Annotated in this window: 18 protein-coding genes; 9 read left to right on the top strand and 9 right to left on the bottom strand. The window is 63.3% G+C overall.

Annotated features, from left to right (window positions below):
* Positions 1–58: 58 nt before the first annotated feature.
* The 4 genes from BLR92_RS04340 (at position 59) to BLR92_RS04325 (ending at position 5,178) form a co-directional block, all read left to right on the top strand.
* The gene (locus BLR92_RS04340) at positions 59–1,372 is read left to right on the top strand and encodes an imelysin family protein (RefSeq protein ID WP_089725805.1); all 1,314 of its coding nucleotides are present in this window, start codon (positions 59–61) and stop codon (positions 1,370–1,372) included.
* Between the two features lie 247 nt (positions 1,373–1,619).
* The gene (locus BLR92_RS04335) at positions 1,620–2,930 is read left to right on the top strand and encodes a di-heme oxidoreductase family protein (protein WP_245703998.1); all 1,311 of its coding nucleotides are present in this window, start codon (positions 1,620–1,622) and stop codon (positions 2,928–2,930) included.
* Positions 2,931–3,055: 125 nt separating this feature from the next.
* A complete protein-coding gene (locus BLR92_RS04330) occupies positions 3,056–4,051 on the top strand; it encodes an imelysin family protein (RefSeq protein WP_175488709.1) in 996 nt (331 codons plus the stop codon).
* A gap of 2 nt (positions 4,052–4,053) precedes the next feature.
* Positions 4,054–5,178 carry a DUF1513 domain-containing protein gene (locus BLR92_RS04325; protein WP_089725801.1) on the top strand — a complete coding sequence of 375 codons (1,125 nt, stop codon included), beginning with the start codon at positions 4,054–4,056 and terminating at the stop codon, positions 5,176–5,178.
* A gap of 35 nt (positions 5,179–5,213) precedes the next feature.
* On the opposite strand, the gene BLR92_RS04320 is transcribed toward BLR92_RS04325, so the two are convergent.
* From BLR92_RS04320 to BLR92_RS04290, 7 genes are all read right to left on the bottom strand, one after another.
* The gene (locus BLR92_RS04320; protein ID WP_089725799.1) at positions 5,214–5,936 is read right to left on the bottom strand and encodes a GntR family transcriptional regulator; all 723 of its coding nucleotides are present in this window, start codon (positions 5,934–5,936) and stop codon (positions 5,214–5,216) included.
* 101 nt (positions 5,937–6,037) lie between these two features.
* Positions 6,038–7,303 (bottom strand): serine hydrolase domain-containing protein, encoded by a 1,266-nt coding sequence (locus BLR92_RS04315; RefSeq protein ID WP_217636522.1) that lies wholly within the window; start codon positions 7,301–7,303, stop codon positions 6,038–6,040.
* Between the two features lie 73 nt (positions 7,304–7,376).
* Positions 7,377–8,129, bottom strand: a complete 753-nt coding sequence (locus tag BLR92_RS04310) for an aspartate/glutamate racemase family protein (protein ID WP_089725797.1) — start codon at positions 8,127–8,129, stop codon at positions 7,377–7,379.
* Positions 8,130–8,218: 89 nt separating this feature from the next.
* Positions 8,219–9,499 carry a TRAP transporter large permease gene (locus BLR92_RS04305; RefSeq protein ID WP_089725795.1) on the bottom strand — a complete coding sequence of 427 codons (1,281 nt, stop codon included), beginning with the start codon at positions 9,497–9,499 and terminating at the stop codon, positions 8,219–8,221.
* Positions 9,496–10,053, bottom strand: coding sequence for a TRAP transporter small permease (locus BLR92_RS04300; RefSeq protein ID WP_089725793.1), 558 nt, complete (start codon positions 10,051–10,053; stop codon positions 9,496–9,498). The genes BLR92_RS04305 and BLR92_RS04300 overlap by 4 nt, the downstream gene beginning before the upstream one ends.
* A complete protein-coding gene (locus BLR92_RS04295) occupies positions 10,050–11,048 on the bottom strand; it encodes a TRAP transporter substrate-binding protein (protein ID WP_089725791.1) in 999 nt (332 codons plus the stop codon). Before BLR92_RS04295 ends, BLR92_RS04300 begins: the two co-directional genes overlap by 4 nt.
* A 326-nt stretch (positions 11,049–11,374) precedes the next feature.
* The gene (locus BLR92_RS04290; protein ID WP_089725789.1) at positions 11,375–12,097 is read right to left on the bottom strand and encodes a GntR family transcriptional regulator; all 723 of its coding nucleotides are present in this window, start codon (positions 12,095–12,097) and stop codon (positions 11,375–11,377) included.
* A 240-nt stretch (positions 12,098–12,337) separates the two neighbouring features.
* Between BLR92_RS04290 and BLR92_RS04285 the strand changes: the two genes are divergently transcribed.
* From BLR92_RS04285 to hydA, 5 genes are all read left to right on the top strand, one after another.
* Complete coding sequence (locus BLR92_RS04285) at positions 12,338–13,075, top strand: maleate cis-trans isomerase family protein (protein WP_089725787.1); 738 nt, start codon at positions 12,338–12,340, stop codon at positions 13,073–13,075.
* Positions 13,076–13,181: 106 nt separating this feature from the next.
* Entirely contained in the window at positions 13,182–14,240 is a 1,059-nt protein-coding gene (locus tag BLR92_RS04280; protein ID WP_217636521.1) for a TRAP transporter substrate-binding protein, read from the top strand.
* Between the two features lie 51 nt (positions 14,241–14,291).
* Complete coding sequence (locus tag BLR92_RS04275; RefSeq protein ID WP_175488708.1) at positions 14,292–14,906, top strand: TRAP transporter small permease subunit; 615 nt, start codon at positions 14,292–14,294, stop codon at positions 14,904–14,906.
* Positions 14,903–16,210, top strand: coding sequence for a TRAP transporter large permease (locus BLR92_RS04270; RefSeq protein ID WP_089725783.1), 1,308 nt, complete (start codon positions 14,903–14,905; stop codon positions 16,208–16,210). The genes BLR92_RS04275 and BLR92_RS04270 overlap by 4 nt, the downstream gene beginning before the upstream one ends.
* Positions 16,211–16,242: 32 nt before the next feature.
* A complete protein-coding gene (gene hydA, locus BLR92_RS04265; RefSeq protein ID WP_089726015.1) occupies positions 16,243–17,679 on the top strand; it encodes a dihydropyrimidinase in 1,437 nt (478 codons plus the stop codon).
* Positions 17,680–17,764: 85 nt separating this feature from the next.
* Here the strand turns inward: hydA and BLR92_RS04260 are convergent, their stop codons facing one another.
* Together BLR92_RS04260 and BLR92_RS04255 are read right to left on the bottom strand one after the other, a co-directional pair.
* Positions 17,765–19,171, bottom strand: coding sequence for an efflux transporter outer membrane subunit (locus BLR92_RS04260; protein WP_089725781.1), 1,407 nt, complete (start codon positions 19,169–19,171; stop codon positions 17,765–17,767).
* A complete protein-coding gene (locus BLR92_RS04255; RefSeq protein WP_089725779.1) occupies positions 19,168–22,350 on the bottom strand; it encodes an efflux RND transporter permease subunit in 3,183 nt (1,060 codons plus the stop codon). The genes BLR92_RS04260 and BLR92_RS04255 overlap by 4 nt, the downstream gene beginning before the upstream one ends.
* Positions 22,351–22,382 lie beyond the last annotated feature (32 nt).

The following is a 22,382-nucleotide window of genomic DNA, read 5'->3' as shown; positions in this document are numbered from 1 at the left end:
TACTAATCAGTATTGTTTGTGATCATATTCCAAAAACTAAACCTACCAGGTTACTTCCATGCCGGTCTCTCGCTTTTCCTTGCGGCCAATCGCCGTCGTTATTGCCGCGTCCGCCGCCGCAACGCTCTCCTTGACTGCCCACAGCGACTCCACCGCCGATCAGACCTCCAAGCAGGCAGTGACGCAGGCCGCAGTCGTGAAAAATTATACCGATCTGGCATTCGCGACTTTCCAGGATGCGTTGACTGCCGCCAAGGCACTTGATGCGGCGACCGATGCGCTGATAAAGGCGCCTTCCGAGGAAACGCTGAAGGCGGCGAAGCAAGCCTGGTTGGCGGCCCGTGTGCCGTACATGCAGACCGAGGTTCTGCGCTTCGGTAATGCCATCGTCGATAACTGGGAAGGGCAGTTGAACGCCTGGCCGCTGGACGAGGGGCTGATCGATTACGTCGATACCGGCGATTATCACTATGCGCTCGGCAATGCCGGCGCAAAGGCCAACATCATCGCTAGCCAGACGATCAATATCGGTGGCGAGAGCATCGATGTCAGCACGCTAACGCCCGAGTTGCTAGCCAGCCTGAACGAAATCGGCGGCTCCGAGGCCAACGTGGCGACGGGCTACCACGCCATCGAGTTTCTGCTCTGGGGCCAGGACCTGCACGGCTTCGAGCCGGGCGCCGGCGAGCGTCCGGTGACCGATTACGCCCAGAACGACAACTGCACTCACGGCAACTGCGAGCGTCGCGCCACCTACCTGGACGCCGCGACCGATCTGCTGGTCAACGATCTGGAATGGATGGTTGCACAATGGTCGCCCGACGACGCCGACAACTATCGCGCCGAGCTGTTGGCCATGCAGCCCTCGGCAGTCATCAAGAAAATGCTGTTCGGCATGGGCTCGCTGTCACTGGGTGAGCTGGCCGGCGAGCGCATGAAGGTCGCACTCGAAGCCAACTCCTTCGAGGACGAGCACGACTGCTTTAGCGACAATACCCACAATTCGCACTTCTATGATGCCAAGGGGATTCAGAATGTTTATCTGGGTACTTATACCCGGATAAATGGCTCCACCGTCGAAGGCCCCTCGCTGGCGGGTCTGGTTGCCGAGGCCAATCCCGAACTGGATGCCACTTTGACGGCTCAGCTCGAGACGACCATGAATGCAGTGGGCGTAATGAAAAAGAAAGCCGAGGCCGAAACCAAGCCGGTGACCTTTGACATGCTGATCGCCCCAGGCAACGCCGAGGGCGCGAAAGTCGTCAGCGATAGCATTGTCGCGCTTGTCCAGCAGACCGGCTCCATCGAGAAGGTCGCGCGTGAGCTGGGTATCGAATCGATGCAGCCTGACGATGCGGGGCATGCGTTCTGATTGATAGTGGGATCCAAGACGAGCCGGCATTTTCAGGAATTCCCTGAAAATGCCGGCTCGTCGCATTTATCGGTACCGAGGTACCCGTGATTTCATGAAAAGCGTATTTTTTACCCATTTTGTACTGCTTGCGCTGGGCTTGGGCGTGGCGAGCTTTTCAAGCGCCACTCTTGCTCAAGCGTCGTCCGAACCTGCTCAAATATCGCCCGAATCTGCTCGAGCGCCTCTTCCCATCCAGACCACTGCCATGACCGGTGGCGAGGGCTCGGTTGCTCAATTCGATCACAACGCCTATTCCGAGCCGTTGGGTAACATGGAGATGATGAAGCGTCTCGACTTCAGTGTCGGCAACAGCTTCTTTCGCAATCCCTGGGTCGAGGCGCCTTCCAGTACCGCCGCGCGCGATGGCCTGGGACCACTATTCAATACCAATTCCTGCCAGGGCTGTCATATCAAGGATGGTCGCGGTCATCCACCGAGCGCCGATGGCAGAGCCATTTCGTTGTTTCTGCGCCTGGCGATACCGGCGGACTCCAAGCAAGACGCCGAGCTTCTGAAGCGCCATGGATTCGTGCCCGCGCCGGTGTATGGCAGCCAGCTCCAGACGGCGGCGATACCCGGCATGCAGCCGGAGGCCGATCTGGATGTGGACTATCGCAAGCGCAGCGTGATGCTTGGCGACGGTAGCCAGGTCGAGCTGCGCGAGCCGATTTACACTATCGGCAACCCGAATTACGGCCCCTTGCCGGACGAACTGATGATCTCGCCACGCGTCGCGCCGCCAATGATCGGCCTCGGCCTGCTCCAGGCGATACCCGAGGCCGTAATTATGGCCGGCGCGGATCCCGCCGATAGTGATACCGACGGCATTTCGGGGCGCCCCAATCGGGTATGGGATCGCGCCGCGGAAAAGACCGTGTTGGGACGCTTCGGCTGGAAAGCCTCGGAGCCTAGTATCCGACAGCAGAGCATGGGCGCATTCGCCGGAGACATGGGCTTGACGTCCAGTCTCACCCCGACCACGGACTGCACGGCGAGCCAGGGCTGCGATGGCTTTGCCAATGGCGGAGCGCCCGAGGTCAGCGACAAGATCGCCGATTTCATTACGTTTTACGCCAGTAGCCTGGCCGTTCCCCAGCGCCGCAATCTCGATGACCCCGCCGTGATGGCTGGTGCCAAGTCGTTCAACGCCATCGGTTGCGCGGCCTGCCACACGCCAAGTCATACCACGGCTGCCGTTCCCGGACGTCCGGCACTCGGTAACCAGGTCATCTGGCCGTATACCGATCTATTGCTGCACGACATGGGGCCGGGTCTCGCCGATGGCCGCCCAGAGTTTCTCGCCGATGGCCGTGAGTGGCGCACCCCGCCATTGTGGGGCATCGGCCTGGCCCAGCGGGTCAACTCGCTGGCGGGGTTCCTGCACGATGGCCGCGCACGCACCCTCGAGGAAGCCATCCTCTGGCATGGTGGCGAGGCACGGGCCACACGCGAGCGCTACAAGGCGCTCGACAAAACCGCCAGGGAGGCGCTGATCCGTTTCCTTAACTCACTTTGAACGGAACCTATCGCATGATCAGGCCGGCTATTTTCAGATCCGTTTCGTTTGCATCGAGAGCGCCCTGTTCTTTTGCCCGACTGCTGCTGACGGGCGCTCTGGGGTTGTTGGCCGCTGGCGCCGCCATGGCCGCCGCTACTGGTAGCGCTACCGATACGGCGCCGCGCGCGATCTGGCATGCGGATATCGCTACGGGTTACGAGCGGCTGCTGGAATCGACCCGGGCGCTGGATCAAGCGACGCAACGTTTCTGCGATGCACCATCGGCATCGGCTCTCGATGAACTCAAGGGAGACTGGCGCGATGCCTTCTTCGATTGGCAGCGGGTGCGCTTCGTCGATTTCGGGCCCATCGATCTCGACAGCCGCGCCTGGCAGTTCCAGTTCTGGCCTGACAGTAAGAATCTTGTCGCGCGCAAGGCCGACTACTGGCTAAGTGACGGGCGCACCGCCACCAGCGAAGCGATTGCCGGCGGCAGTATCGCCGTGCAGGGTTTCCCGGCGCTGGAGTACCTGCTCTTCGACGCGTCCCTGGCCGGTCGCGGCATCAAGCCATCCGACGCACAGGCCTGTGCCTTGCTGACGGCGATAGCGGGGCACCTTGCCCAAGAGGCGACGGAGGTCAACCAGGAATGGCAGGCCTTCGCCACCTTCTACAAGACGACCGACACCCTCACCGATACCACCATCCATGCTGCCATGACGGGCCTGGAAATCTTGGTCGATCGGCGCCTGGCTAGCCCGCTGGGATTGCGTGGCACCCCGCAGGTCAACCCTTACGCCGCCGACGCCTGGCGCAGTGGGGTGTCGCTTGGCACCCTACGTGCCTCCATCGAGGGGATGAAGCGCTACTTTGCGCCGGGTCTGCGTGCGTTGCTGGCCGAGCGCGGCCTCGACGAGCTGATCGCGCCGTTGGACGAGCAACTCGCCAGTACCCTCGCGGAGATCCAAGCCCTCGAGAAGCGCGAGCGGAGTCTGGGAGAGATGCTCGAGACGCAGGAAGGCTATGCCGACCTGCAGTCGCTGTTTATCGAGGCCAGCCAGTTGAAGCAATTGATCAACGGGCGTATCGCCGCGGCGCTGGGCGTCGTGACGGGCTTCAATTCAAGCGATGGAGATTGATCGTGCTCAGTCGTCGAGATTTTTTGCACGGCAGCCTGACGGCGGCAGGCGCCTGCGTCACGCTGGCCGCAGGCGTGACTTTTGGTGCCGGTGCCGCCTGGGCACGTGGCGAGAACGTTGCTGGCATGATGCTAAGCGCGGTCGATGACGACGCGGGTCGGCATTTTATCGCCGGGGCCAACGTCAGTGGCGAGTTGTTGTTCCGCATGCCGGTGCCGGAGCGCTGCCATGGCGGTTGCCCTAGACCGGGCAGCGCCGAGGTGGTGATGTTTCCGCGTCGCCCGGGTTATCACTTCTATGTGGTCGATGTCGCCAAAGGAGAGATACAGCGAACCGTCGGCGCCGGCGAGGATCACCACTTTTACGGCCATGGCGCGTTCAGCCCGGATGGGCGTTTTCTGTACGTGACGACCAATCACTACATCGATGGTGAAGGGCTGATTTCGGTCTTCGACGCCGATCGCCAATACGCCCGAGTTGCCCGCCATCCGTTAGGCGGCATCGGCCCGCATGAGCTGCGCCTGCATCCGGATGGCAATACCCTGGTGATCGGTCTGGGTGGCATCAAGACCCATCCGGACCTGGATCGTATCAAGCTCAATCTGGATACCATGCGACCCGCGCTGTTGCTGATGGATCGGCACAGCGGAGAGATCACCGGACGCTTCGCTCCCTCGCACCACCAGCTCAGTTGCCGTCACCTAGATATCGGTGCCGATGGCGTTGTCGTTGCCGGTTATCAGTTTCAGGGGCCCGCGTGGAAAAGCCCGCCATTGATCGCGGTACTCGATGGCCGGACGCGCGAGTTCCGGGAAATCAGCCTGCCCGAGGCGTTGCAAACAAGCCTGCGCAACTACACGGCCAGTGTTGCGATCAGCCCAACGCTACCGCAGTTCGCGATAACCGCACCGCGCGCCAACCGGGTGATCATCTATGACTACGCAGAGAATCGCCTGGTCAAGGCGCCGGAAGTGAGCGATGGCGCCGGTGTCATCAGCGATGGCGCGGGTGGGTTTATCGTCTCCACCGGTGGGGGTGGCTTGTTTGAGATACCCGGGTCCGGAGATGGCATCCAGCGCCTTGCCAGTTACTCCCTGCATTGGGATAACCATCTCACGCTGGCTTGACGGCGCTGGAGTGGTGGCGAATCGGTTCGAGCCTTTCAGCGTTTCGCCGGCCGGTCGCAGATCGCGGCGATCACCTCGCCGGTGTGCTGGACGTGGGCGAGGAGCAGTTGCTGGGCGCGCTGCCCGTCGCGGGCCTTGAGTGCCTCGAGAATCTCGCGGTGCTCGTGCGCCGACTCCCGCCAGCGTCCGGATTTCCCCAGCGCGGCGTAGCGGGCCCGCTCCAGGCGCCCGATCAGGCGGCGATGGGTCTCCTCGAGCACCGGGTTCCGCGCGCCGGCCACGATCATGGCGTGCACGCGCTGATTCAATTCGAAATAGGTGTCCAGATCGCCGGAGCCGTGCAGCTTCTCCATGCGTACCTGCAGCGCCTCGACACGCTTGAGTTCGGTGTTGGTCATGCGCTGGGCGGCCAGCGCGATGGCGAAGCTCTCGATGCCGGCCTCGACCTCGAACAGGTGCTCGAGTTCGCGGGCGTCGAACAGGGTGACCATGGCGTTGCGGTTGCGTCGCGTGGCGACGAGCCCCTCTGCGGCGAGCAGCTTGAGGGCCTCGCGCAGCGGCGTGCGAGAGATGCCCAACGCCTCGCACAGTTCGGGCTCGATCAGCCGCTCGCCGGGGGCGAGTTGGCCGAACACGATCATATGGTGCAGGGTTCGGTAGGCATCTTCCGCCAGGGAGGGCGTGCGGATGCGTCGCCTTGGGACGCGGGGTTCGTCATCGCTCTCTCGGCGCCGCGCTGTGGGGCCATCCGTTGTCATAGCCTGGGTTCCCTGTCTCTTGATGACCGACGATGAGGCAGTATAAGGCCCAGGCGCGGGGAAGTTGAACGCCTGGGCCCTATGGCGTGGTTTACGGCGTCCTAGAGCCTCGGTTCATCGGTGGGATCGACGAACACACCCGGTTCGCTGCGACTGTTCCGGCTGCGTTCGAGTTCCTCGCGCAACGCGTCGCGCGTGGCGTCGTTCGCCGACGTCTCGGCATCCTCGGCCGTCGCCGGAATGACATAGTCGTTGACGATATTGCGGAAGATGCGCACGTTCTTGGCGTGTCTCAGCCCACCCTCGATCGGCAGCAGGCTGGTCATGACGACGACCGTGTCGCGCTCCGGGAGCGTGGTGACGAACTGCCCCTTGAAGCCCATCATGGTCAGGCTCTTTTCGGTATCGACGATATGGTTGAGCCATAGATAATAGCCGAAGTCGCGAGCGGCCTGTGGCGTCGACATCCGCTCGATCCACTCGCTTGGAACGATCTGCTCGCCCTGCCATTCGCCCTTTTGCATGATCAGCACACCCAGCTTGGCCATGTCGATCGGACGCAGGCGCAGGCCCCAACCGGCGGAGACCAGACCCTTTTCATCCTCCCGCACCCAAGCGTAATTCTTCATGTTCAGGGGCTTGAATAGCTTTTCCTCGGCATATTCCTGGATGGGCATTCCCGCGGCGGCGCTGAGCATGGCCGCCGCGAAGACGGGATTGACATCGGTGTACTCGAACTCGCTGCCCGGGGGAAATCGTCTGCCGGTGTCGGCGATCAGCTTCAAGCGATCGGGGGCGCCGTAGTAGATGGGGTCGCCCTCGGGGTCGAAATCGTAGGCGAGGCCGGATGACATGGACAGGACGTGATGCAGGGTGATGTCGTCCTTGTCGGCCACGCTGGCCGCCAGATCCGGACGATAGTCCGCGATGACCTCGGCGATGCTGTCGTCGAGGCCGATACGTCCCTCCTCGATCAGGATGCCGGCAAGCAGTGCGGTGATGGTCTTGGTGACGGAGTAGAGCTCGTAGTTATGATCCCGGGTCAAATTGCGGGTGTAGCGCTCGAAAACGAGCTTGTTGTCCTTGACGATCAGCAGGCTGCGAACGTCGTAGTCTTCCTCGCGCAACCATTGGGACAGCGCTACCAGCTGGCGCGAGTCGACACCCTGGCTTTCCGGCGTGGCGCTGACGAGGCCGCCATGCCGGGTCTGCTCTTCTTGGGCGTCGGCAGCGAGAACGCCGTTGAAAGGTAGCGTGAGAAGGGCGCCCATGAGTAGGAAGGGCTTGATATGGCGATGAGTGAGGCGGCCCATGATGTGCCGGTAGGGGCTGCCGGCCGATCCGTGGGCATCGAGTCTCTTGTTCATGTTATGTCCTCTTCGGTGATACGACTTTCCGGTTTTTGCGCGATGGGAAGCCGATATCCGGGGTTCCGAGCAGTCACGCCACCGGCTGACGCCCGACCAGTTCCGCCAGTGCCGGGGTCAGGCCATGGCAGCCCTTGGTCGGCGGCGGCGCGTAGCTGCCGGCGCTCGGGGTGGCGGGGCTCATGTCGACCATGGCCTGGGCCTGGGTCACGGCGCAGGTGACGCCATCGAGTACCGGTACCGACAGACGGTGGCCGACGTCGCGGGCCAACCCGGCCAGTGGGGCACCGGCCAGAATCAGCGTATCGGCACCGTCGTGCTCGACTGCCTGGCGGCTCAGCTCGATCAGCCGGTCGCCCTGGTTCTCCTGCACGCGGCCGATATGTTGCAGCGGTTCGTCCAGCGCGCGGATGCTGGCCAGACGACCGGCCAGACCATGCTCGGCGATGCACTCCCGGTACCAGGCCTGGATGCGCTGGGAGATGGCGATGACCGAGAAGCGGCCGCCCTGCATGCAGGCGCTGACCAGGGCGGCCTCGGTCATGCCGACGACGGGAATGGGCAGCACCTCGCGCAGCGCGGCGAGCCCGGGGTCGCCGAAGGCGGCGACGACGATGGCATCGTGCTGCCGGTACTGCTCGGCGGCGACCTGCAGGGTGGCGTAGCCACCGATCAGGGCCTCGGCGCGGGTTTCGATATAGGCCACGCCGAAGGGCGCGGTGGCGAGAGTCAGTTCGGTCCCGGGGCGAATGCTGCGGCTTGCCTCGGTCCCGATCAGGCGGGTCACGTCCTGGGAGATATTGGGGTTGATCACCAGCAGTTTCATGGCGTGCTCTTGTGTCGAATTGGGATAAAAGCCTCCACCACCGTCAAGTGCGGACGGTAGAGGCAAGAGGCGATCGTCGTACGTTCCGCTCAGTAGCCGAGCATTCTCGGCAGCCAGGTCACGATGGAGGGAAACAGGATGCACAGCGCCAGGATCGCGTACTGGAAGACGATGAACGGCCAGGCGCTCTTCATCAGCTCGTTGAGACTGATCTTCGAGATGCCGCACATCACGAACAGCAGCACGCCCACCGGCGGTGTCATCATGCCCACCACCAGGTTCATCACGAACAGGAAGCCGAACAGCAGCGGATCGAGACCGTAGGAAAGGGCGATCGGCGCTAGCAGCGGTACCAACATGATGTAGGCGGCGTTGGATTCGATGAACATCCCGACCAGAATCAGCAGCGCCATGACCAGCAGCAGGAACACCTGCGGGTCGGCGGTCACGCTCTTCAGCCAGTCGGCGAGCAGGATCGGCACCAGGTCGATGGTGAAGGCGAAGGTCATGGTTGAGGCGAAGGCGATCAGCGCGCCGACCATGGCGGCGGTGACAGCGGCGTTGAACATCGCCTTGGGCAGATCCGACAGGCGCAACTGACGGGTGACGAAGAAGCCGACCAGCAGCGAGTAGACCACGGCGATAGCCGCGCCCTCGGTGGGCGTGAAGGCACCGACGACGATACCACCGACCACCACCACCGGCATCAGCAGGATCGGCAGGGCGCGCCAGGTCTGGATCAGCACGTGCTTGAGCCCCAAGGCGCCACCGACCAGCGGATAGCGCCGCCGCAGCGAGATGAAGGTGGCCAGGCCCATGAAGCCGAGGGCGAGCAGGATGCCGGGCACCACGCCGGCCATGAACAGCCCGCCCACGGACACGCTGGAGCCGGCCATCAGCGCATAGACGATCATCGCGTTGCTGGGTGGGATGATCGCACCGAGATTCGCCGCTGAGGCGATGACCGCGCTGGAGTAGCCGGTATCGTACTGCTGGCGCATCGACGGCACCATGGCGCTGCCCAGTGCGCTGGCGCTGGCCACGGCGGCACCGCTGACTGCCGCCAACACCATGCCGGCGACGATTGCGACGTGTGCCAGGCCGCCATGCACACGACCGATCAGCGAGTTGGCGAAATCCACCAGCCGTTGCAGCACCCCACCAGCGACCATCAGCTCACCGGCCAGCATGAACAGCGGAATCGCCATCAGCGGAAAGCTGTCGACCGAGTGCATCATGCGCTGCGGCAACACCGAAAGGCTCATGTCGCCGATGAACAGGCCGACCAGCGATGCCAGGCCCAGGGCGAAGGCCAGTGGCATGCGCAGCAGCGCGAGGACCAGAAACGTGACAATGATGGTCAGGGTCATGAGGTTTCCCCCTCTTCGCTGGCCGCGGGGGCGCTGGGCAGTGGCTCGACCTGTAGGACCTGGGCGATCAGATGCAGGCAACTGTGGCCGGCGCAGACCAGCACGGCGATATAGAACACGGCGGAGGTGACCGGAATGGTCGGCATCAACTGCTGCCAGTTATTGATCACCGCGCCCAGTCCGAGCCAGAACAGCGCGACCATCAATAGCGCGGCGAGCAGCGCCATCAGGCGCGCCAGCTGGCGTTGCGCACCTTCGGGCAGCAGCCCGACGAGCGCGTCGATGCCGACGTGGATGCCGCATTTGATGCCATGCGGGATGGCCAGGAAGATCGACCAGACGAAGAACAGGCGTGAGAGCTCGGTGGCGGAGTCGATCGAGTATGCCAGCACGTAGCGGGCGAATACCTGGACCGAGACCAGTAGCGTCATCATACCCATCGCCACGATGATGGCGTAATACGAGCTGCGATCGAGCAGTGCCAGGCCGTGCAGAAAGTGGCGCTTGAACGGGCTGGAGGCGTATGCCTCCAGCCGGTGCCAGACGGGTGTCATGACTCGAACTCCGCGAGTACCCGATCGACCAGATCAGCGCCGAGCTTCTCGCGCAGGTCGTCGACCACACCCTCGGTCGCCGCGCGCAATTGCGCCCGGGTCTCGTCGCTGATCTCAGTGAACTGCATGCCGCTCTCGATCAATGCCTGGCGCGCGGCTTCATCCTCCTGGGCGGCCTTGTCGCGCTGCCAGGCCACGGCCTCGGCCATGGCGTCACGCACGGCTTGCTGCTGTTCGTCGCTCAGGCTGTCGAATTTGTTCTTGTTGGCGACAACGACGATGAATTCGTAGAAGTGGCCGGTATCCGACAGATATTCCTGCACTTCATTGAAATTGTTGGTTTCGATGATGCTGTAGGGATTCTCCTGGCCGTCCAGTACCCCTTGCTGCAGGGCGCCGTAGACTTCCTTGATGTCCATCGACACCGGATTGGCACCCAGTGCGCGGAAGGTATCGATATGGGTCTGGTTGGGCTGCAGACGGATCTTGAGCCCCTCGAAATCCTCGATCGTCTCGATGGGGCGCACGCTGTTGGTCACGTGGCGGAAGCCCAGTTCCATGTAGCCCAGGGGAACGAAGCCGGCCGCGGCGAGCTTCTCGCCGAGCATGTCGCCGATCTTGCCGTCGATCAGGGCGAAGGCGTCTTCGCGGCTGTCGAAGGCGAACGGTATGCTCAGCACCTCGAGTTCCGGAACGATGCGCGACAGGTAGGAAACGCCGATCCAGGTGCCCATGATGGCACCGGATTTCACCTGGTCGACGTTCTCGCCCGCGCCGCCCAACTGCATGTTGGGGAACAACTGGGCGGTCAGCTCGCCGTCGGTGCGCTCGGCCAGCTCTTCCTTGAAGATTTCCATGGCCTTGCTGGAGGAGTGTGCGCTGGGGAAGTTGCCCCCGAAGCGCAGGGTTTCAGCGTTGGCCAACAGGGGCGTGCCGAGCCCCAGGGCCAGGAGCAGGGCGGTGCAGTGTCGGGTTATATGGCGAGTCGTTGTCATGAGTATCGCTTCCTCGAGTGGCGGTGTTGTTGTTGGCTAGGTCGCCTGGGCGACTCATCAGAAGCGTAGGTCAGAATGTAGTAGCATTCAAAATACAAAATACGATTTTTTTATTTTTATAATTAAATCATAAAGATACTGTTTTGTATTGAGTGTCGAGAGCAAGCAGAACGCCGATGCCGCAGCGCAAAGCGAGGAAGTGGTAACAGAGAGGCGGCAATCGATGGCGCGGAGGGGCGAGTGACAGACTCGAGGCCCGCCGTGGCGGGCGAAGCGGTAACAAAGGATTTGGCGTCAGCGGTCGGGCGGGTGAGGGCGTGAGGGCGTCAGCCCTGGTGCAGGCCCTGGAGCACGGCATCGCCGGTCTTGCGCATGTGAAAGCGCATGGCTTGGGAAAGCGCCTTCGGGTCGCGCTTCTCGAGCGCTTCGATGATGCGCTCATGCTCGCAGGCCGATTCGTCCCAGCGTCCCAGTTGCATGTTGGTGACGTAACGCGCCCGGGTGATCTTCAACGACAACGATGCCTCGAGTTCGAGCAGGACGCTGTTGCCGGCGATCTCGGTGAGCCGTCGGTGAACCTCCTGATTGAGCTGGAAATACTCCGGACGCTCATGGCGCCGATAGTGCTCCATCATGCGCTGGTGCATGGCGCGAAGCTCGGCGATGTCGGCATCGGAGGCGCGCACCGTCAGCAGTTCGCCCGACAACCCCTCAAGCACGACCATGACCTCGAACAGGTCGGTGACCTCGCGCAGCGTGACCTCGGTGACCTTGGCGCCGCGGTTGGGCAGCAACTCCACCAGCCCCTCGTTGGCCAGGACCTTGAGCGCCTCGCGCAGCGGCGTGCGCGAAACGTCGAAAATCTCGCAGAGCCGCTTTTCCGAGATACGGCTGCCCGGCGCGAGTTCGCCTTCGAGCACCATCTCCCTCAGGCGTTCGGTCACCGCCTCGTACAGCGAAAGGCGGCGCAGGGGTGGTCGCTGCGCACGGTCGATGGAAACGCTATCGATAGGAGCACCGTCGAGGGTCTCGTTGGAAATCTCTGGCATGGCGGGTCTTCTCCTGTGGCTGCGAATGCCGACCTATGCCTTTCGGCACGCTGCGGAAAGTGTACTTGCAAAATCTCGTGGATGTGCAAATCTTAGATCAAGCTGAATTGCATTCAAAATACAAAATTCAAAAAAGCGACGCTCAGCCGATGCCTGTCCGGTGCGATTCAAGAAAGTCGTAAATGTGTTACGCACCGGGACATGGCCACCGATAACTAGAACAAGGATCCCGATCCGCTCATGAAACGCACACTCATCGGTATGCTGACACCGTCCTCCAATACGGTGCTCGAGCCCTACACCAGCGCCCTGCTGCACGGCCTGTCGCCGCACGTGACGGCGCATTTCCAGCGCTTCACGGTCAAGGAAATCTCCATGCGCGACGAGGCGTTGGCGCAGTTCGACCCCGCGCCGCTGCTGGAAGCGGCGCAACTGCTCAACGACGCGCAGATGGATGTGATCGCCTGGAACGGCACCTCGGCCAGTTGGCTGGGGTTCGAGGCGGACCAACGCCTGTGCGATGCCATCGTCGACGCCACCGGCGTGCCGGCCACCACCAGCGTGCTGGCCCTGAACGAGGCGCTGGAACGCACCGAGGTGCGCCGCCTGGGGCTGGTGACGCCCTACCTCGACGACATCCAGGCGAATATCATCGCCAACTACGATGCCGCAGGGCACGAGGTGGTCAGCGAACGCCACCTGAACGACCGCGGCAACTTCTCCTTCTCCGAATACGACGAAAACACCCTGGCGGACATGGTGCGCGAGGTCGCCCAGGCGCGGCCGGATGCGATCACCATTCTGTGCACCAATCTGCGCGGGGCGGGTATCGTCGCCGAGCTGGAGAAGGAACTCGACATTCCCATCTACGACTCGGTCAGCGTGACCGTGTGGAAGACATTGCAGATGGGCCATATCGACCCCGCCCGGGTCACCGGCTGGGGCAGTCTGTTCGCCGATCCGCGTTTGCGGTACTGACACCGATTCGGTGCCGAAACCGGGGTGAAAAGTAGCACCGAGCCGATGGCTCACGCAGGAAAGATTCGACAACAACAATGTGGAACCGCTAGAGGAATATCGAGATATGAAAACAACGACATTCAAGCGCGCGGCGCTTGCCACCTCCGTCGCCTGCGGCATGATCCTGAGCACGATGTCTTACGCGCAGGAAGAGGTTCTCATGCGCGTGGTAGGCAACTTCTCGGGCAACAAGATCCACGTCGAGCAGGTCGAGCGACCCTTCTTCGGCAAGCTCAGTGCCCGTGACGACATGCAGGTCACCTACAACACCATGGACGCCATCGGGGTCGAGGCGGCCGATGCCCTGCGCATGCTGCGCACCGGCGCCTTCGACGTGATGTCGGTGCAGATCGGCATGGCCTCTCGCGACGATCCGTTCTTCGAGGGCGTCGACCTGGCCGGTGTGGCGCAGAACCTCGACCAGCAGCGCGAAGTCGTCGAGGCCTATCGCGAGAAGATGGATGCGCGGCTGCAGGAGCGTTTCAACGCCAAGCTGATGACGCTATGGCCGTTCGGCCCGCAGATGCTGTTCTGTAACGGCGACATCGCCGGCGTGGACGATCTGAAGGGCAAGAAGGTGCGCGTCTTCACCCCGTCGATGTCGCATCTGGTCGAGGGCCTGGGGGCAACGCCGGTGACGCTGCAGTTCAGCGAGGTCTATCTGGCGCTGCAACGCGGCGTGGCCGACTGCGGCGTGACCGCGCCCACCGCCGCCAATAGCGGCAAATGGCCCGAGGTCACCACGCATCTGGTGCCGCTGCCGCTGTCGTACTCCGTCCAGGGACACATGATGAACCTGGATGCCTGGAACCGCCTCAACGAACAGCAGCAGCAGGAGCTGACGGCGGCATTCAAGGAGATGGAGCAGCAGATGTGGGATATCGCCTATAACGTCAACGACGATGCGATCGCCTGCAGCACCGGTCAGCCGAACTGCCAGCGTCACACGGAATATGACATGACCCTGGTCGAGATCGATGACTCTTCCTCCCAGTTGGTGAGAGACATCACCGAAACTGCCGTGCTGCCGGCGTGGGGCGAGAGCTGCAATCAGGTCTACCCCGAGTGCACCCAGGTGTGGAACGAAACGGTCGGCGAAGCGACAGGCTACACCATCCAGTAACCGATGGGGGCGGGGAGCCATGCTTCCCGCCCCGTTACGGAGACGCATACGATGAAAGCCAATGACGCTTACCGCGCCGCCAATGGGCTGGCTCACGGCACCGCGCTGATGGCCGGTTATGCCGCGCTATTTCTAGCAGGGTTGATCACTTTCGAGGTCATCGCGCGCAAGTTCTTCAATTTCTCGATACAGGGCGCCAACGAGATCGGCGGTTATGTCCTGGCCATCGGTGTCGCCTTCAGTTTCGCCTACGCGCTGCTACAGCGCGCCCATACGCGCGTGGATGTCTTGCTGGCCAAGCTGCCCGCGGCGCTACGCGCTCCCCTGAACGTCATCGCTTCCGTGCTGCTGGCGGGCTTCGCGGGCTTCATGCTATGGCGTGGCGCCGATACGTTGTTGGTGACCCTGGAATTCCAGAGCCATGCCAGCACACCGCTGCAGACGCCGTTGTGGATTCCCCAGTCGCTGTGGGTCGCGGGACTTGCGGTATTTGCCTTGCTGGCCACGCTGCTGGCGCTGCGTGCCATCTATCTGCTGCTGGGCGGCAATGTCGCCCAGCTCAATACCGAGTTCGATCCACGCTCTGCCGATGAAGAGCTCGACGAGGCGCGTCACGACTACGTCGATGCCGCAACGGACGTTCCGCAGAGGAGTCACCACGCATGATCGGCGCATTCGAGGTCTTCATCGGCTTTGTCATCCTGCTCGGCATGATGGCGATCGGCGTGCACGTGGCGGTAGCGATCTTCAGCGTCGCGGCCATCGGTACCCTGATGTACCTGGGCCTGCCGCTGCTGTATTCCTTCGGCGATACGCTGTGGGGCACGCTCAACGATTTCCTGCTGACGGCGATTCCGCTGTTCATTCTGCTCGGCGAGCTGTTGCTGCGCAGCGGCGTCACCGAGCGCATGTACAGTGCGCTGTCGGTGTGGCTGAGCCGCATGCCCGGCGGCCTGCTGCATACCAACATCGGCGCCTCGACCGTGTTCGCGGCGATGTCCGGTTCGTCGGTCGCCACCGCCGCGACCATCGGCACCGTGGCGCTGCCGGCGCTCTCGGGGCGTGGCTACAGCGAGCGCCTGGCGGTGGGTACGTTGGCCGCCGGCGCCACGCTGGGCATCCTGATTCCGCCAAGCATCAACATGATCATCTACGGCGCGATCACCAACACCTCGATCGGCAAGCTGTTCATCGCCGGCATTCTGCCCGGACTGATCCTGGCTGGCGCCTTCATGCTCACGATCATGCTCTTCAGCCTGCTGCATCCGGGCGTGGCCGGCGACGAGGAGCCGCGCGTGCCGCTCGCCCAGCGCCTGCGTTCGCTGGTCGACCTGCTGCCGCCGGCGTTCGTCTTCGCCATCGTCATCGGCAGCATCTACAGCGGCTGGGCCACGCCCACCGAAGCCGCCGCCCTGGGCGTGGTCGCGGCGCTGGTGCTGGCCGCGATCAATCGCAAGCTGACGCTGACCATGCTCCACGAGTGCTTCCTGTCGATGGCGCGGACCACGGCGATGATCCTGCTGATCATCGTCGCTGCCTTCTTCATGAACTACATCGTCGGCATCCTCGGTATTCCCTTCACGCTGACCAACTGGGTCGCCGATCTCGGCCTCACGCCGCTCGGCCTGATCCTGGCGCTGGTGGTGTTCTACCTTGTGCTGGGCTGCTTTCTCGAGACGCTGTCGATGATGATCGCCACCGTGCCGATCGTGGTGCCGATGGTGGTGCAGTTCGGTTTCGATCCGGTGTGGTTCGGCATCTTCCTGGTGATCATGATGGAGATCTCGTTGATCACCCCGCCGATCGGCATGAATCTCTACGTGGTGCAGGGTGTGCGCGGCAAGGGCTCGATCACCGACGTGATGCTAGGCAGTCTGCCGTTCCTGGCGATCATGCTGGCATTCGTGATGCTGATCATCATCTGGCCGGAACTGGTGCTATGGCTGCCCAACGCCATGGGCGGCAACTGAATCGCCTTCACAACGACAACCGGGACTTTGCTATGAAAGCGTTCGATCTGATCATCAAGAACGGCCTGGTCATCACCGCGGCCGACCGCTACCACGCCGACATCGGCATCAAGGACGGCACCGTCGTGGCGCTGGGCCAGGGGCTGGCGGATGCCGATGCCGAGCAAATCGTCGACGCCGACGGCCTGTGGGTGATGCCCGGCGGCATCGATGCGCATTGCCATCTCGATCAACCCATGGGCGACGGCGCGGTGATGGCCGATGACTTCTATACCGGCACGCGCTCGGCGGCCTGCGGCGGCACCACCAGCGTGATCCCCTTCGCCGCGCAGCAGAAGGGCCAATCGCTGCGCGCCGCGGTCGACGACTACCACCGGCGCAGCGACGGCAAGGCGTTCATCGACTACGCCTTCCACATGATCGTCACCGATCCCACCGAAACGGTGCTCAAGGAGGAACTGCCGGCACTGATCGACGAGGGCTACAGCTCGTTCAAGATCTACATGACCTATGACGACCTGAAGCTCAACGATCGCGAGATCCTCAACGTGCTGGCGCTGGCCCGGCGCGAGGGGGCGATGGTCATGATCCACGCCGAGAACGCCGACTGCATCGCCTACCTGACCGAGCTGCTCGAGTCCTGCGGCAAGACCGATCCCTACTACCATGCCGAGTCGCACTCGGCGATCGGCGAGCGCGAGGCCACCCATCGGGCGATTTCGCTGGCCGAGCTGATCGATGTGCCGATGCTGATCGTGCACGTCTCGGGGCGCGAGGCGATCGAGCAGATCCGCTGGGCCCAGAGCCGCGGCCTGCGTGTCTACGGCGAGACCTGTCCGCAGTACCTGATGCTGACCGCCGAAGACCTGAAACTGGATGGCTTCGAGGGTGCCAAGTGCGTGTGCAGCCCGCCGCCACGCGACGAGGCCTCACAGGAAGCGGTCTGGCAGGCGCTGGAGAGCGGCGTGTTCCAGGTTTTCTCCTCCGACCATGCGCCGTTCCGCTTCGACGACCCGCGCGGCAAGAAACTGCACGGCGACAAGGCGGCGTTCCACCATATTCCCAACGGCATTCCCGGGCTCGAGACGCGCCTGCCGATCCTGTTCTCCGAAGGGGTGGTGAAGGAGCGCATCGACGTCACCCGCTTCGTCGCGCTGACGGCGACCAACGCGGCCAAGATCTACGGGCTCTACCCGCGCAAGGGCACCATCGCCATCGGCTCCGATGCCGACCTGGTGCTGTGGGACGCCGCGCGCAAGAGCACCGTCCGCAACGTCGACCTGCATCACGATGTCGACTACACCCCCTACGAGGGCCTCGAGTTGACCGGCAGCCCGGTAATGACGCTATGCCGGGGCAGTGTGGTTTCGGCACAGGGCGAACCCACGGGGCAGGCGGGCTACGGTCAGTTCCTCAAGTGCGAGCGGCCGCAGCCGGCGCGCCCGCGCGGTTTCGCCAAGGGCTTCTGAGCGTTCGTTTCCTCCCTCTCATCATGAAGAAGGGCGGCTTGCGTGTTTCGACGCAAGCCGCCCTTTGCCATCGGGTTGGTCGGGCCTAGCTTGGCTGGACCGACCAGCCACCGCCGAGCGCCTTGTAGATGGCGACGATGCCGCGATACAGAGCGATCTCGGCTTGGGCCTGCGCGTCCTCGGCGGCCAGGCGCTCGCGTTCGGCGTCGAGCAGCACCAGATAATCCACGGTGCCTTCGCGGTAACGAATCTCGGCTTGCTCGGCGGCCGCGCGGCTGGCCTCGGCCTGACGGATCAGCGCCAACAGGCGTTGCTGTACCTTGGCGTAATCGCTGAAGGCATTGGCGGTTTCTTCCAGCGCCAGCAAGACCTGCTGCTCATAGTTGGCGAGTGCGGCGTCTGCGTTGGCCTCGGCGCCGCGCAGTCGCGCGCGCACGCTACCCAGATCGAATGCGGCCCAGTTGATACTCGGTGCCACACTCCAGGCGCGCGCCGCTGAGGAGCCGATCTGCGAGCCACGCCCGGCGATGAAGCCGAGGAACCCCGAAACACTCACCCGTGGAAACAGGTCGGCGGTGACGACACCGACATTCGCCGTGGCGGCGGCCAGCCGGCGCTCCGCGGCACGGATGTCCGGGCGGCGCCTGAGCAGCTCGGCGGGATCGCCGATCGGCAGGGCCTTGGCGATCGCCGGTAACTCGCGCGGGGCAAGATCGATCGCGAACGTATCGGCACGTTGGCCGAGCAGGGTGGCGATGCGGTTGCGCGTGCGCACCTCCTCGGCCTGCAATTGCGGCAAGGTTGCCTCGGTCGCGGCCAGGCGTGCGTCGGCGCGCAGTACATCGAGCTGACTGCCGATGCCGGCCTCGCGCAGCACGACCGTGAGTTCGCGAGACGCTTGCTGATTGGCCAGGTTGTCGCGGGCGATGCGCTGGCGCAGTTGCGTGCCGCGTAGGGCGCCATAGGCATCGACCAGTTCGGCGATCAGACTGACTTGCAGATGCTGCAGCTCGGCCCGCGCAGCGCCGATCTCGGCATCGCTCGCTTCGATCCGGCGTTGTATGCGCCCGAACAGGTCGAGCTCCCAAGCCATGTCGAGACCCAGGTCGTAGCGCTCGCTATCGACACGTTGCTCGCCGAAGCCGGGCTGCTGGCCCTTGCCGAACTCACCGCTGGCGCGGCTGGTGACCGTCGGCAGCCTATCGTTGGCGGCATCGTCGCGAATCGCCCGCGCCGCACGCAGACGGGCGTAGGCGACGCGCAATTCGCGGTTCTCCTCGAGCGCCGTTTGCACCAGGCGATTCAGCACCGGGTCCTCGAACTGGCGCCACCAGGCGGCCTCGAAATGACCGAGGTCGTAGTCGTTCTGGGTTTCCCGTGTCGATAGCGCGGCCTCGAAGTCGGCGGGCTGGGACGCCGGAGCCCGATAGTCGGGGCCGACGACGCAGGCCGAGAGCAGCAAAGAGAGCAGGGCGATGACAAGCAGCTTCATGCGTTGGCCTCCGGCAACTGCTCGAGTCGACGCTCGCGCCTGGCCTGGCGCTTCTCGACGAAGGCCCGGATCAGCACGTAGAACACCGGGGTCAGCAGCAGCCCGAAGAAGGTCACGCCGAGCATGCCCGAGAACACCGCCACACCCATGGCCTGGCGCATCTCGGCGCCGGCGCCGGTCGAGAGCACCAGTGGCACCACGCCCATGATGAAAGCGAACGACGTCATCAGGATCGGTCGCAGACGCAACCGGCAGGCCTCGAGCACCGCAGCGATGCGATCCATGCCTTCCTGCTGTTTATCCTTGGCGAACTCGACGATCAGGATCGCGTTCTTGCACGCCAACCCGACCAGCACGATGAGCCCGATCTGGGTGAAGATGTTGTTGTCGCCACCCGAGATGATCACCCCGGTGATCGCCGAGAGCAGCGTCATCGGCACGATCAGGATCACCGCCAGCGGCAGGCTCCAGCTCTCGTATTGCGCGGCTAGCACCAGAAAGGCCAGTAACACGCACAGCGGGAACACGAACAGCGCGGTGTTGCCGGCGAGGATCTGCTGATAGGTCAGGTCGGTCCATTCGTAGGTCATGCCGTTGGGCAGTTCTTCCTCGAGCAGCTTGGCCATCGCCGCCTCGGCCTGGCCCGAGCTGTAACCGGGTGCCGGGCCGCCGTTGATCTCGGCGGTCAGAAAGCCGTTATAGTGCATCACGCGGTCGGGGCCGGAGGCGCGTTGTACGTCGACGAACGAGGCCAGTGGCACCATCTCGCCGCTGGCGTTTCGCACCTTGAGCTGGCCGATCTGCTCGGGCTCGAGGCGGAACTGCTGGTCGGCCTGGGCGATCACCTGGTAGGTGCGACCGAAGCGATTGAAATCGTTGACATACAGCGAGCCGAGGTAGATCTGCATGGTTTGGAAGATGTCGTCGATGGCTACGCCGTGCATCTTGGCCTTCTCGCGATCGATGTCGGCGTCGATCTGCGGCACGTTGACCGTGAAGCTCGAGAACAGACCGGCCAGCTCCGGCACCTGCCGGCTCTTGGCGATGATGTTCTGGGTCTGGCGATAGAGTTCCTCGTAGCCCAGGTTGGCGCGGTCCTCGATCTGCAGGCGGAAGCCGCCGATGGTGCCCAGCCCCATCACCGGTGGTGGCGGGAAAATCGCCACGAAGGCTTCCTTGATGCTGGCGAATTCCTGGTTCAGCGCGCCGGCGATGGCATTGGCCGACAGGCTCGGATCCTGACGTTCATCGAACGGATCGAGGGTGACGAAGATGATCCCGCTGTTGGGGCTATTGGTGAAGCCGTTGATCGACAGCCCGGGAAACGCCACCGTGCTCTCGACGCCGGGGTATTCCAGCGCCTTCTCCGACATCTCGCGAATCACCGCCTCGGTGCGATCGAGCGTCGCCGCGTCGGGCAGTTGCGCGAACGACACCAGGTACTGCTTGTCCTGTTGCGGCACGAAACCGCTCGGCGTATTCGCGAAGCCCATCCAGGTCAGGCCGATCAGGCCGATATACACCAGCACGGCGATGCTGCTGCCGCGCAGTATGCGCCTTACCGTACCTACATAGCCGTGGCTGGCACGCTGGAAGAAGCGATTAAACGGACGGAACAGCCAGCCGCCGAACAGCCGGTCGAGCAACCGCGAAAAGCCATCCTTGGGCGCGTCATGGCTTTTCAGCAAGGTGGCCGCCAGGGCCGGCGACAGGGTCAGCGAGTTGAATGCCGAGATCACCGTGGAGATGGCGATGGTCAGCGCGAACTGGCGATAGAACTGCCCGGTCAGCCCCGAGATGAACGCGGTGGGAATGAACACCGCGCACAGCACCAGCGCCGTTGCGACGATCGGCCCGGTCACTTCGCGCATGGCGCGCTTGGTGGCTTCCACCGGCGTCAGGCCAAGGGCGATATTGCGCTCGACGTTTTCCACCACCACGATGGCATCGTCGACCACGATGCCGATGGCCAGCACCAGCCCGAACAGCGACAAGGCATTGAGCGAGAAGCCGAGCATATGCATCACCGCGAAGGTGCCGATCAGCGATACCGGTACCGCGGCGAGCGGAATGATCGAGGCGCGCCAGGTCTGCAAGAACAGCACCACCACCAATACCACCAGAAGGATGGCTTCGAGCAGGGTATGCACCACCGCCTCGATGGAGCCGCGCACGAAAATCGTCGGGTCGTAGACGATGGTGTAGTCGATGCCCTCGGGGAAGACCTGTTTCAGCTCGGCCATGCGCTCGCGCACGGCATCGGAGAGTTCGAGGGCGTTCGAACCGGGGCGCTGGAAGATCGGAATGGCCACCGCCGGCTTATTGTCGAGCAGCGAACGCAGGGCGTACTGGCTGGCACCGAGTTCGATGCGCGCGATGTCCTTCAGGCGCACGATCTCGCCACCGGGGCCGGCGCGCACGATGATGTTCTCGAACTCCTCCTCGCTGACCAGCCGGCCCTGGGTATTGATCGACAGTTGAAAGCTGGTGGCGTTGGGGGCGGGCGGTGCACCCAGCGCGCCGGCGGCTACCTGGCGATTTTGCTCGCGAATGGCATTGACCACGTCGGTGGCGGTCAGGTTGCGCGAGGCGACCTGATTGGGGTTCAACCACACGCGCAGGGCGTAATCGCCGGCGCCGAACAGTTGCACGTCGCCGACGCCTTCCAACCGCGCCAACTCATCCTTGATGTTGAGCGTCGCGTAGTTGGACAGATAAAGCATGTCGTAGCGGTTGTCCGGCGAGGTCAGGTGCACGACCATGGTCAGATTGGGCGACGCCTTGATCGCGGTGACACCCAGGCGCTGCACTTCCTCGGGGAGTTTCGGCAGCGCGCGGGCGACGCGGTTCTGTACCTGCACCTGGGCAGTATCCAGATCGGTGCCGAGTGCGAAGGTAACGGTCAGCGTCAGCTTGCCGTCGGCGGTGGCCTGGGAGGACATGTAAAGCATGTTCTCCACGCCGTTGATCGCCTGCTCCAGCGGCGTGGCCACGGTTGCGCCGATCACTTTCGGGTTGGCGCCGGGATAGGTTGCATTCACCACCACGGTCGGCGGTACCACCTCGGGATATTCGCTGATCGGCAGCTTGAACAGCGAAATGGCGCCACCAATCAAAATCAGCAACGACAGTACGGCGGCGAAGATCGGTCGCTGAATGAAGAATTGCGAGAAATTCATTTTTTATTCCCTTGAAAGACTCACCCGGGACG

It is taken from the genome of Modicisalibacter muralis, assembly GCF_900102945.1.
GTDB lineage: Bacteria > Pseudomonadota > Gammaproteobacteria > Pseudomonadales > Halomonadaceae > Modicisalibacter > Modicisalibacter muralis.
This window is presented reverse-complemented; position numbering and strand designations above follow the sequence as displayed.